Source organism: Capnocytophaga sp. oral taxon 332 str. F0381, assembly GCF_000318275.2.
GTDB lineage: Bacteria > Bacteroidota > Bacteroidia > Flavobacteriales > Flavobacteriaceae > Capnocytophaga > Capnocytophaga bilenii.
In genome coordinates this window covers 36,315-48,064 of sequence record NZ_KB291331.1, presented here as the reverse complement: position 1 = coordinate 48,064, position 11,750 = coordinate 36,315, and the positions used below count along the sequence as shown (strand labels likewise).

At 34.8% G+C, this 11,750-nt stretch carries 10 protein-coding genes; 8 read left to right on the top strand and 2 right to left on the bottom strand.

Translation table 11 applies throughout. The annotated features are described in order from the left end of the window. Positions 1-662 precede the first annotated feature (662 nt). From HMPREF9075_RS09465 to HMPREF9075_RS09430, 8 genes are all read left to right on the top strand, one after another. The gene (locus HMPREF9075_RS09465; protein WP_009416337.1) at positions 663-2,051 is read left to right on the top strand and encodes a sigma-54 dependent transcriptional regulator; all 1,389 of its coding nucleotides are present in this window, start codon (positions 663-665) and stop codon (positions 2,049-2,051) included. Positions 2,052-2,643: 592 nt separating this feature from the next. Further along, the gene (locus tag HMPREF9075_RS09460; protein WP_009416333.1) at positions 2,644-3,786 is read left to right on the top strand and encodes a DUF2931 family protein; all 1,143 of its coding nucleotides are present in this window, start codon (positions 2,644-2,646) and stop codon (positions 3,784-3,786) included. A gap of 11 nt (positions 3,787-3,797) precedes the next feature. After that, entirely contained in the window at positions 3,798-5,024 is a 1,227-nt protein-coding gene (locus tag HMPREF9075_RS12915; RefSeq protein ID WP_009416332.1) for a PAAR-like protein, read from the top strand. Beyond that, on the top strand, positions 5,021-5,728 hold the full coding sequence (locus HMPREF9075_RS09450; RefSeq protein ID WP_009416331.1) for a hypothetical protein: 708 nt from the start codon (positions 5,021-5,023) through the stop codon (positions 5,726-5,728). Before HMPREF9075_RS12915 ends, HMPREF9075_RS09450 begins: the two co-directional genes overlap by 4 nt. 38 nt (positions 5,729-5,766) lie before the next feature. Further along, positions 5,767-8,154 (top strand): hypothetical protein, encoded by a 2,388-nt coding sequence (locus HMPREF9075_RS09445; protein WP_009416330.1) that lies wholly within the window; start codon positions 5,767-5,769, stop codon positions 8,152-8,154. A gap of 71 nt (positions 8,155-8,225) precedes the next feature. Next, positions 8,226-8,609 carry a hypothetical protein gene (locus HMPREF9075_RS09440; RefSeq protein ID WP_062079421.1) on the top strand — a complete coding sequence of 128 codons (384 nt, stop codon included), beginning with the start codon at positions 8,226-8,228 and terminating at the stop codon, positions 8,607-8,609. A gap of 149 nt (positions 8,610-8,758) precedes the next feature. Next, the gene (gene rlmH, locus HMPREF9075_RS09435) at positions 8,759-9,232 is read left to right on the top strand and encodes a 23S rRNA (pseudouridine(1915)-N(3))-methyltransferase RlmH (RefSeq protein ID WP_009416327.1); all 474 of its coding nucleotides are present in this window, start codon (positions 8,759-8,761) and stop codon (positions 9,230-9,232) included. Positions 9,233-9,266: 34 nt separating this feature from the next. Next, positions 9,267-10,412, top strand: a complete 1,146-nt coding sequence (locus HMPREF9075_RS09430; RefSeq protein ID WP_009416326.1) for an MFS transporter — start codon at positions 9,267-9,269, stop codon at positions 10,410-10,412. On the opposite strand, the gene HMPREF9075_RS09425 is transcribed toward HMPREF9075_RS09430, so the two are convergent. Both HMPREF9075_RS09425 and HMPREF9075_RS09420 read right to left on the bottom strand, forming a co-directional pair. Further along, positions 10,371-11,159, bottom strand: a complete 789-nt coding sequence (locus tag HMPREF9075_RS09425) for a 1-acyl-sn-glycerol-3-phosphate acyltransferase (protein ID WP_009416325.1) — start codon at positions 11,157-11,159, stop codon at positions 10,371-10,373. The two genes, HMPREF9075_RS09430 and HMPREF9075_RS09425, sit on opposite strands and share 42 nt — an antisense overlap. A 72-nt stretch (positions 11,160-11,231) precedes the next feature. Then, positions 11,232-11,750 carry an inorganic diphosphatase gene (locus HMPREF9075_RS09420; protein WP_009416324.1) on the bottom strand — a complete coding sequence of 173 codons (519 nt, stop codon included), beginning with the start codon at positions 11,748-11,750 and terminating at the stop codon, positions 11,232-11,234.

Below are 11,750 nucleotides of genomic sequence, written 5' to 3'. Positions count from 1 at the left end.
AGATAACTGTAAACCTTTTTTAGGACGTGACAGAAGATAAGGGGAAAGATAGCCCTCTAAACCCCTTCAAATCAAAGAAACTCCAACGTTTAAAGACGTAACACCTACTTATTAAAAACTGTGTAATTAAACAATAATCGTATCTTTTATTAAGATTTTTGTAAGAAAGCCTTAACATCGTATTTTGTTGATAGTAAGTGAGTTTAAAAAATATTTTCCTATTTGATATAGTTTGGCACGATTTTTTCATATTAAAATATGTAACGTTTGATTTACACTTGTGTATACTATAGAATAGATGAATGATGATTTCTAAATAAGATTGGTATAAAATTAAAATACTGAGAAGAAATTGCTAAAAGAAACATTGTTAGATAAGAAATCATTAAAGCGAAACATTCTGAAAAAACTAAATTACATTGTGTTGTTGGGAAACAACTCCTATAGAGAACATTGCTAAAGTTTTTAATTGCTTACCAAGTCATTCATTGGGACAACTAACACGAAGTTAGTAGTAGTATTTATATTATATGCATTGAGAAAGGCTTCCTTTTTTGTGAAAGGAAGTCTTTTTTTACGAATATTGTGTTTTGTATTGTTTTTTTTTGTACATTTGCACGCTTTATAAACTTATAAATAATTTTATTATACAACAAGCAATTATGAAAAATTCCATTCTTTTAGTGGAGGACGATATAGTTTTCTCAAAGATGCTAAGTCGTTTTTTAGAACGTAATGGTTATGATGTAATAGGGTGTTATACGCTAGAAGAAGCGGGAAAAAACCTTGATATGTCAATAAAAATGGTTTTTACAGACCTTAGATTACCCGATGGAGATGGTATCAGCTTCCTCAAACGTGTAAAAAACGCTTACCCTACAATGCCTGTAGTGGTAATGACAAGTTATGCCGAAGTATCTACAGCGGTAGAAGCTATGAAATTAGGAGCTTTTGATTATATATCGAAACCTTTTCAGCAAGAAGACGTGCTGAATGTAATAAAAAACGCCCAAAATAGTATGCACAACATAGCTACAGCGGGCACTATTTTTACCGAAAAACCAGCCGATAATAGCGTACCTGCTAAAGTAGCCAAACTACCTGTTATAGATGACGATAACCCTTATATAGAAGGGGTAAGTGCCGCTTCTAAAAAGTTAAGCAAGTTTATCAACCTCGTAGCGCCCACCGATATGTCTGTTTTGATAATGGGTGAAAGTGGTACAGGTAAAGAAGTGGTTGCAAAATCTATCCATATGAAGAGTAGCCGTCGCAATAAGCCTTTTATACCAGTAGATTGTGGTGCTATTCCTAAAGAAATAGCAGCAAGTGAGTTTTTTGGGCACGTAAAAGGTTCGTTTACAGGGGCTATTACCGATAAAAAAGGTCATTTTGAGGAGGCTAATGGCGGTACTATCTTCCTTGATGAAGTGGGTAACCTAAGCTATGAGAACCAAATACAGCTACTGCGCGCTTTGCAAGAACGCCGTATAAAACCAATAGGTAGCTCTAAAGAAATAGAAGTAGATATCAGGGTGTTGGCAGCTACCAATGAAGATTTGTTGGAGGCTGTGAAAAAAGGCGAATTTCGCGAAGATTTGTACCATCGCTTGAATGAGTTTTCTATCAACGTGCCTTCATTGAATGAGCGAAAAGACGACTTGATGATTTTTGCATCTTACTTTTTAGAAAAAGCGAACCAAAAATTGCATAAAAACGTGCAGGGCTTTACCGAAAAAGCAGTGCAAAAGATGTCGATGTACACTTGGGGGGGTAACTTGCGCGAACTCTCAAATATGGTGAAACGTGCTGCACTACTTGCTACGGGTAATTATATTACAGAAAATGAGTTGCCCGATATGGTGATACACGAAACGCGTCATTTCCCTACCGAGCGATTTACGTTTTCAACTAAAGAAAATGAACGCGAACTCATTATAGGGGCATTGCACGAAACGCAAAACAATAAGACGGAGGCTGCAAAACTATTGGGCTTTACGCGTAAGACACTTTACAACAAGCTAAAAGCGTATAACATTGACGAATTTTAGTATAAGACAAATAACAAATGAGAAATAGCAACATTGCCAAAGTTTTTTGAACTTTGGCAATGTTTTTTCTTTATGAGATGCTATTCCAAGCAGCCGCTCATTACCTTAGAGGAAGCCAGAGCACAAGCACAATGGCTAAAAAGAGTAAGTGTTTCAAAAAAGAAGAAAAAAAGAGAGAATTATGAATTTTGAATTATGAATTATGAATTTTGAATTGGTGGGGCGAGCAGTGATTGATTATCAGAGCGATTAAGAGGGTGTCCGAAAAGTTTTGTTTTGTGAAGGCGATTTGCCAATCGCCCCTACAATGTGAATAAAAGCGATTGATTATCAGAGTAATTAACTTTGGCAAACTCTGAAAGTTTGCCAAAGTGTGTGGCGTAATCGTGCTTTTAAAACTTTTCGGACAGGCTCTGTGTGGTGCAATCATACTTTTAAAAGCTTTTCGGACAGCTTCTTTTTATATAGAACCTAAATTAATTGATATAGGGGAAGCAAATCAGAAATATGCTCCTCCTTTTGATAACTAATAAATAGATAGAAAACAAAATACGCTTTTTAGTTCTATATTTGCAGAAAAAAAACTATTCTTATGATAAAAACCACTATTTTCATCTTGTTTATACTTATAGCCTTATGGCTTACGGGCTGTTGGGGGTATAAAGCAAAACAAAATAAGGCTAATACTAATGCTGAGCCTGAATATGAATGGGGAGTAGCGGTGAATACTCCCATAGGTTACCCTATACGTTTTTATGCCGCTATGGTAGGTGGAAGACCCATTGTAAGAGAGTTGTACACTGAAAAAGAAGAACCCGATTGGGGAAATGCTTTTGGTTATGAAAGCACTTCAATGGACAAGCTACCTAAAAGCGTAGATATGGTATGGCTCTCCTATAAAGAAGATTGCTTCTATAGGCTCAAAACGGCTATTGATTACGAAAAGATAGCAAAACTTTTTAGAGAAGGTTTTAATCAGAGAGTACCTAATGGAGAAGTAAGACATAAAACCTATGATACTATAGTAGTGGGTATTGCCCCTGGTGGCGTAGTAGTGTTATGGGTAGGTAGAGGTTATAAAAAAATTACTGAAATAGGAAGATACCAAGCCGAAAAAATAGATTTGAAAGAGCCACCTGGCTTAGATAGTCACGAACGCCTTATATTTAGCAAAGAGGATAGAGAAGAGGTTTTAAATAGTGACTTAACAATTCCTAAAGCAGTACGCGAAGCCAATAAAAACAAACCTATCCCCTTTGGCTTATGGGATAGTTATAGAAACCATCAATACCAATGGTTCCCTGTCTATGAAATTCCCAATGGAAAAATAGGTGATGTCAATTACCGCTATTGGAATGGAGAAGCTGGAGCTACCTTGTATACTGATTTCGTTTCCTATATGGGTAAAGAAGATTTCTTCTATTTAGAAGAACCTATTCAAAAACGTCCCTTGTTTAAAGAATTAGTAATTTGGTATAAAGCAGAAAACGGAGAAAAATATTTGGCTGAAGTAAGTTTTGATTGGGAAGCAGTAGTAGCAGCTTATCAAGAAGTATTTGGAAAAGAAGCAGATAAGGTAACCGCTCACTTAGATATTCGCGTAAATCGCGACAATAGTTATCTCACTTTTCAGTTGATAGGCGACAATGGCGAACAAACTTTTTTAGAACCTAAAACATTAGAAATTTCAAAATTTACAGAGGAAGATGTTATTCCTCCCACTCCTTTTGATTAGAAAAAAACGTAATGGGTATATATGATATTTTTTTTTTTGAGAAAAACACCTTTGGGCTATGTCAGATGCAACCACTACCAGGTGGGGGCTATAAACCCTGTCAGGCAATGGTAACTCAATGGAGCGGTGCTTATGAGAACGTTACCTATGAGGAAAACAACGGGCATCCCCTTTTAGAGGACAGTAAAGCCACCTGCCCCATAGGCGGAAAGGACTGTATCAGCATCATCAACCACGGACAAGTAGCTGAGATAACAGAGCAAAACATTCGTAATGCACGACAGGAGGTAATAAACATCTTGTTTCCATTAATGCAATTAGAAGAGAATGATAACTTTGTAAAAACGAGAACACCTTGTATTAAAAAGGCTTATTTTACAGATGAGCGAGGAAAACGAATCAGTGAAAAGAACTTTCGGCTTAATGATAGTTTATGTTTGGAGATGACGGGGAATTATCTCAAAGATGAAGTGGTTAATATTGAGTTGCCTAATGACACGGTTGATTTTCAGCATGATGAAAAGATATTAGAAGAGAAGATACTCCGTGATTACAAGCTTAAAGCCGACCGAGATAAGATAATACTAAAAATAGTGAGGTTGCAACCTACTGCTGTCGTTACAGCTATAATCACATTAAAGAGCACCAATCAGCAATTAACAGCTGAACTTAAGCAATCTGAATGGGACACTGAAACAATGGACTTGCCACAAAGAATCTTTCAAAGAGGAGAGTATGATTGTGTGCCCACAATGGCTCAAATTGCGGCAAATTACTTGGGTTTTTCTAATCCTAACTTTAGGGAGGATCAGGACAAAAGAAAAGATAGTGGGCTTAGTGCTCTTAATAGCATTGGATATTTAACGACAATAGGTTTTGATGTGAAGGCTTTTTTAGACAACCCTAATGACCCTTATTTTGCGAAGGGGATTCCTGATAAGAAAAAGAAAGAGGCAATACAATTTATAGTAGAGAGCCTACAAAACAATAAGCCTGTATATTTATGCTTTGCAGATGAGGAAATGCAAGAGAAGGGAATGGGGCACGCTATACTGGTTACGGCAATTAGATACAAGCTCGATTTTTCAACCTTTGGCTATATAGAATTTAGAGACCCAAGAAGAGATAAAAATGGAGAAGGTGTACTTTCAAGTTTTAACAGCTCACAATCTAAGGTGTATATAATTCTAGCCTTATCACGAAAAACAAATGACTTAAATAACACATCAGAAAAATGAAAAAGTTTTTATTGTATTTATTTTTACTGTTCTCTTTCACTGCTATAGCCCAGATAAAAACAGACACCATAGTGTTTTTCTATAACAAGTCGGCTTATGATAGTTTGGCAAAGGTGCACGTAAAGAGGTTATTGGAAGTTTCTAAAAAATACGAAAAGATATATAAAGATACTAAGTATTACACAGGAGATTTTGACAGCATAGAACGTTTCTCTATGCCCGAATTCCACTTTAAAAAAAGTGTTGTCGATTATGAAGATGGTGAAAATCTCATTTCTTATATTGATTTTAAGAACAACCCTGAAGAGCAATGCATTATGACAGTATACAAAAATAGAATACTGTCTTTTACCTCGGTTGATTCAGATGTAATAGCAAGGACGAATCAGGGCGACTACAATTATATAGGTCATTTGGGGTTTAGGCACATAGTGGATTATACAGTTTTTTTTAATCCTCTGTTAAGAGGGACTTTTTGCTTTCATATAGATGAAACCCTATGTATTTTATTAGGCAATAAGGTTTTTGCTGTACGGTATTGGCCAGATCATATAGAAATAAAAGAGTTTAACGAGTACTTTCTCCCTAAACTAAACCTAATAAAAGAAAGAGCCAAAGAGAAAAAAAAACATTATTCAACACACGAATACATACCTGAGCGACCAGTGGAGAAAAGGGTGCGGTTAAAAGTAATTGAAAGGTAGTAAAATATAGTTAACAACTTAAATAACACATCATAAAAATGATTACATACAAAGGAAATACAACCCCAAAAGTAGGTGATGATGAGTGGTATGAGTTAAGTGCTACCACCTTGCCTGAAGATACCGAAATCCATTGGCGACTTTTTAGAGAGGTTGATGGTGAGTGGATAAAAGTAGACTTTGAAGATATAGGCAGAAAAATCCGATTAGAGTTTTCCCAAAAAGCATTGGGAGAACGCTTTTTATTGCGTGCCTATACCGCAAAGGGAGAACGCCTTACTTTGGAAGGCTTAGAAATCATTCCAAGCAAAGGAGAAGCAAAAATCACTGACTTACTCATTAGGGATAGCAGCAAGAAAGCGACTAAAGAAACTTATGGCTTTGGAGAACAAATTACGGTCTGTGTAAAAGCTATTGATATGCAAGGAGAAGAAGTTACTCTGCAAATATGGGATAAGAAGGTAGGCACAGAAGCTCCTAAAGAAGTGCCTCTTTGGGAAGGTAAAGGTAAAATACCTCTCAAAGGTGTTCTATGGTTTGAAAATATTACGTTAATGGATGTAACTGCAATGTTCTTAGGGAAAGAAAAAAACTACTATCTAACCCTTAGTATTGATGGAAAAATTATAGATGCAAAGAAAAACACACCTTTAAAGTTAAAAGGGTTTCAAGTAAATAAGCCTTCTTTAGGAATTTCTCCTGTTTTGGTAGGTACACCTGATAGAGATTTTTCTTTAAAAAGTGAGGAAGAGCGAACAATTGAGTACACTATAGAGTTGTTCGACCACAAAAACAACCCTATTGCTAAATTAAAAGATACAGATGATATTTATTATCAAGAAAAGTTTAAAATCACTGTCAAACCCGATAGAAAAATAGAAAAAAAAGTACTTTTTCTGAATATAAAAGACTCTAAAGGAGAGCGTATTGCAAATAACTTAGAAGCCAAATGGGAAGAAAAAACAGAAAGGTTTGAGTGTAATTTCATTTTTCCATTATCTGCATATAATGAAAAAGACGAAGAATATGTTGAGGAATATAAAACAGTAAATAATAAATTAAAGAAATTTGAATTAGATATTGAAGATACTTTAAAAATAAAAAATGGCAATGGAGAAAAAGAAAATAAATATATTATAATTCCTTTTACTTACAAGAGAAACTATGAAGAATTAATAGGACGTCGGTCAGCATTATTATCTAATAAAAGTTGTGAAGATCATTATATTGAAAATGGAGAATATAAAAGTATTTCTTCTGTTGTAGATGATTTCATAAAAGAATTAAATGATAACTCAGGGAATTTCAATAATTTTGTTGCTAAAAAAGCTACTGAACTATGGAAAGCGGCTGTTGCTGATAGTCATAAATCAAATAAATATAGTAACATCGACGATCGTTCTCTTTATTGGGCTAGAATAAAAATGCAAGTAGCTCTAAAACGGCATCCTGCATTTAAAAATGACATTGATCACAACAAAAATAAGATAAAAGAAGGTAGCAAATTAGAGAAGATTATCCGCATATTTGAAAAAAATAGCCGTAATTATAAAATAAGTTTCTCTGAAGCAGGTAATAAGAAACGAGTATTAGTAACAGGATTTGATCCTTTTTCTTTAAATAATAATATATATAGAAGCAATCCGAGCGGTGTATGTGCCTTAGCTTTTAATAAAACAATAATAGGAGATTATTTTATACAAACTTGTATCTTTCCTGTAAGATATGAGGATTTTGATCAAGGTTGTGTAGAAGAGGTGGTTTCAGATCTTATTGCTAAAAAAGAAGTAGATTTTATAATATCTTTAAGTTTAAATGGAAGTTGGTATCATTTTGATATTGAGCGATTTGCAGCAAAAAACAGAGGTGGGGGGCAGGATAATATGAATATCGGTATTTACAAGGAAAACGATAAATCAAGATTTAAAAACAATGAAATAATTGGGAAGGAATTTTATGAAACTACACTACCTGTTAATAAAATTATTACAGATGAAATAGCAAGTCATTTTGATGTCAAAAAACAAGTGTTTTTTTATGACCAGAGTTATGAGTCTACTACAGGTGTAGAGAAAAGTGTTCCTAAAAAAATTTCAGACATCCTTGGAGAGAAAACAATATTAGATGAAGAAGATATAAAAGTAGCTAATATTCATAATAAAAATGAAAATTGTATAGATATAACACCTGAAGGGAAGAGTATAAGAGGATCTGGAGGGAATTATCTTTCTAATGAGATATTTTATAGAATTGCAAGGGTTAGGGATAAAAATTTTAGTAATATAAAAACGGGACACATTCATATAGCTAATCCAAAAGAGGATGCATATATTCCAGATTTATTAAAAATAACTATTAGATTATTTGACAGAGAAGAAATTATTGAAGAAATAAAAAAAATGTTAGAAAGATGTTTCACAAAATAAAATATTTATCATTATTCATACTAAACTATTATTGTTATTCACAAAATTGTGATGGTTCAATTACTTTTAAGATGATAGAAGAAGGAAAGACTATTTTATTTAACAAAGAGCTTAAAGGAGATGTTATTTACGATAAGTCAAAAACTTATACATTAGAAACAATTCCTATTCCTATTCGAGAGATATATTTTACAGGAGACTTTAAAGAGGAAATGGAAAAAATGGTAATAGATGGACTTTCTTGTGTATATTCAGAAGAAATAATCATAAGAAATATAAAAACAAATGAGTTAATGCACATTTTTTTTGAAAATGTGCAGTATTTAATGGGAAGTATAGACTTTGAGATTAGTTTTAGAAAAGGTTTTTATTTTATTGATGTTATGAAGTATAATAATGAAATAGAGTCTATAAAAATATTGTGGAAGTACAAAAAAGACAATACAACAAACTAATCATATTGCTTAAAGAGCAAAAAATCATAGTTAGTAAGATATGAAAAAATCATATATTATCTTTTGGTTTATTTTTTTAAAAAATTCAAGGAGCAAAAAGATAAGAAAACTAGTAATGAATAGTAATAAAAAAATATTAGAAGAATTAAATGAATATTAAGCTTATAGCTATAGGAAAAACCGATAGTGCTGCATTACAGCAGCTTATTAGTACTTACGAAAAAAGATTGGTTCGCTATATTAATTTTGAACTACAGTTACTCGCTGATATTAAAAATAGTAAATCGCTCACTGAGGAGCTGCAAAAAATAAAAGAGGGGGAGCTCATTCTTAGTAATGTAGAGTCTTCTCACTACCTTATTCTTTTGGATGAGCGTGGTAAAGAATATACATCAGTAGCTTTTGCTGATGAACTTCAGAAGAAAATGAATACAAGTATTAAACAGCTTACTTTTGTTATTGGGGGTCCTTATGGTTTTTCTCAGGAGGTATATAATAGGGCTAATGGTAAGTTATCGCTTTCTAAACTTACTTTTTCACACCAAATGATACGGCTCTTTTTTATAGAGCAATTGTATCGTGCTTTTACGATTTTGAGGAACGAGCCTTATCATCATCAATAATTTTTGTATCTTTGCCCGCTTAAAAATAAAAACTATGATAAAAAAATTGTGGCCTTTAGCTATAGGAGGCTTGGCTTTAGGAGCTACAGAGTTTCTAATAATGGGTTTATTGCGTGTAATAGGTGAAGATATGGGTTTGACGGATGCTATTACAGGGAGGTTTATTTCGGCTTATGCTATAGGGGTAGTGATAGGGGCTCCTACGCTCATTGCACTGGCTGCTTCGTACAACCCTAAGAAGATACTATTATTGTTTATGATACTATTTACACTCTTCAATGGGGTTTCTGCCTTTTCTACCAATTACATTACTTTGTTATTAGCTCGTTTCTTTTCGGGCTTGCCTCACGGTGCTTTCTTTGGGGTGGGGGCTATTGTTGCCAAGCAATTAGCTCCTAAGGGTAAAGAGGCTTTTGCTATCTCGATTATGTTTGCAGGACTTACAGTTGCCAATTTGGTAATGGTGCCGTTACTCACTTATGTGGGTGCTATAATAGGCTGGCGTATGGCGATGGGCTGTGTTTCGGCTTTAGGGCTGCTTACGATGTTGTCTATATTTTTCTTCTTACCTAATGTAGAGCATAAAAGGGATATTGGTGTGAAACGTGAAGTACGTTTGTTCTTTAATCCGAGATCTTTATTGGTATTGGCTATTACGGCTTTTGGTTGCGGTGGTCTTTTTGCGTGGTTTAGTTATATACAGCCTTTGATGTTGGAGACGGCTCATATAAGCTCTGATATGAAATCGGTAGTGATGATTGTAGCTGGTGCGGGAATGGTGGTAGGTAACCTGTTGGGAGGGTGGCTTACCGACCGCTTATCGCCTATCAAAGCTACTATTTATATCTCTTTATTGCTTATTACTGTTTTGTTGTTGGTTTTCTTTTTTTCGCATATACAGCCTATAGCGTGGGTACTTACATTCGTATGTGGTGCAATGTCGATGTCATTAGGTTCGCCGCTTAATATGCTTATTTTTCGCTGCGCACCACAATCGGAAATGATGGGTGCCGCTTTTATGCAAGCAGGCTTTAATACGGCTAATTCTATTGGTGCTTATGTGGGCGGACTGCCGCTGCTTTATGGGCTTAGTACTAACTATCCTTCACTGATGGGTGCTGGCTTGGCTACTATAGGATTATTGCTTACTTTCTACTTGTGGCGCGTTATTAGGTTCTAATTTTTTTACTTTTAAGAATGATTCGTGTTGCTCTATAGCTATTTCTATTTTAGTAACAATTTCTTCTACGGTATCATTTTCATAATCTATCTGTAAAGGAGGTTTAATAATCATAGATTGTTGAACCCCTTTCTTTTTTATATTGATACCTTTTTTATCAAACGAACGCCTAAACCCATCAATCACTATAGGCACTACTATGGGTTTGTATTGTTTGATGAGATGTGCTGTGCCTTTGCGGATAGGTTTCCAAGGAGAGGTAGTACCTTGTGGGAAAGTAATCACCCAGCCGTCAGCTAATGCAATGCCTATGTTTTCTACATCGCTTTGGCGTACCTCACGATGTATTTCTTTCCCTTTTTCACGCCACGTTCTATTCACAGGAATAGCACCTGCATAGCCTAATATTTTGGGTAATATCCCCGATTTCATCGTTTCAGAAGCGGCTACGTAATAGATGTTTAACTTCGGATTCCATAAATAGAACATATTATCAAGGGTATCTTTGCGTCCTTTTAGGCTTGCGTTGAACACGTGATACATAGCGGTAACATCGGCAAAGTATGTTTGGTGATTTGATATAAACATTACGTTCTGAGGGGGTAAAGCACGTATAATGTCCGACCCCTCAATCTTTAGCTGATTGAAACCATCATAACGACTATGGGTTATAATTCCAAATATGCGTATAAGCCATTTTTTAACGAAGAGGAAATGCCCAAAAGGGTCTTTTTTGAATAAAACCATCTGAAGTATCCTTATTAGTATTAATAAAAATGCCAATGCACATATTTTTGTACATTGGCAACTTTACTGTTTTTAGTTAATTGAGAAGTTTTTACGGCTACCAATATAGCGTTCTTTACACTCGTGGTATATTTTTATTGCTTCTTCAGCATTACCCCAACCGTGTATAGCTACCTTTTTCTTTTCTAAGTCTTTGTATACACTAAAGAAGTGTTCAATTTCCTTGATAAGGTGCGGGTTTAGGTCGCTAAGGTCGTTCATTTTGTTCCAAATAGGGTCTGATACGGGCACACATATTACCTTTTCATCAGGTCCTTTTTCGTCTGCCATATGGAATACGCCTATAGGCTTTACTTCCATCACACAGCCTGGGAAGGTAGGTTCGGTAACCAAGACCAACACATCTAACGGGTCGGAGTCTAAAGCTAATGATTCTGGTACGAAACCATAATCGGCTGGGTACATCATTGAAGAGAATATCATACGATCGTAACGCACTTTGCGCAAGATAAAATCGTATTCATACTTGTTTCTACTTCCTTTGGGAATCTCAATCAAAACATCAAATGATAGTTCTTTCTTGTCTGACAT

What these genes read in the sequence shown, in the direction of transcription:
- HMPREF9075_RS09465 (WP_009416337.1), top strand. Translation starts at nt 663, where the DNA reads ATGAAAAATTCCATTCTTTTAGTGGAGGACGATATAGTTTTCTCAAAG.
- HMPREF9075_RS09460 (WP_009416333.1), top strand. Translation starts at nt 2,644, where the DNA reads ATGATAAAAACCACTATTTTCATCTTGTTTATACTTATAGCCTTATGG.
- HMPREF9075_RS12915 (WP_009416332.1), top strand. Translation starts at nt 3,798, where the DNA reads ATGGGTATATATGATATTTTTTTTTTTGAGAAAAACACCTTTGGGCTA.
- HMPREF9075_RS09450 (WP_009416331.1), top strand. Translation starts at nt 5,021, where the DNA reads ATGAAAAAGTTTTTATTGTATTTATTTTTACTGTTCTCTTTCACTGCT.
- HMPREF9075_RS09445 (WP_009416330.1), top strand. Translation starts at nt 5,767, where the DNA reads ATGATTACATACAAAGGAAATACAACCCCAAAAGTAGGTGATGATGAG.
- HMPREF9075_RS09440 (WP_062079421.1), top strand. Translation starts at nt 8,226, where the DNA reads ATGATAGAAGAAGGAAAGACTATTTTATTTAACAAAGAGCTTAAAGGA.
- rlmH (WP_009416327.1), top strand. Translation starts at nt 8,759, where the DNA reads ATGAATATTAAGCTTATAGCTATAGGAAAAACCGATAGTGCTGCATTA.
- HMPREF9075_RS09430 (WP_009416326.1), top strand. Translation starts at nt 9,267, where the DNA reads ATGATAAAAAAATTGTGGCCTTTAGCTATAGGAGGCTTGGCTTTAGGA.
- HMPREF9075_RS09425 (WP_009416325.1), bottom strand. Translation starts at nt 11,159, where the DNA reads ATGGTTTTATTCAAAAAAGACCCTTTTGGGCATTTCCTCTTCGTTAAA.
- HMPREF9075_RS09420 (WP_009416324.1), bottom strand. Translation starts at nt 11,750, where the DNA reads ATGTCAGACAAGAAAGAACTATCATTTGATGTTTTGATTGAGATTCCC.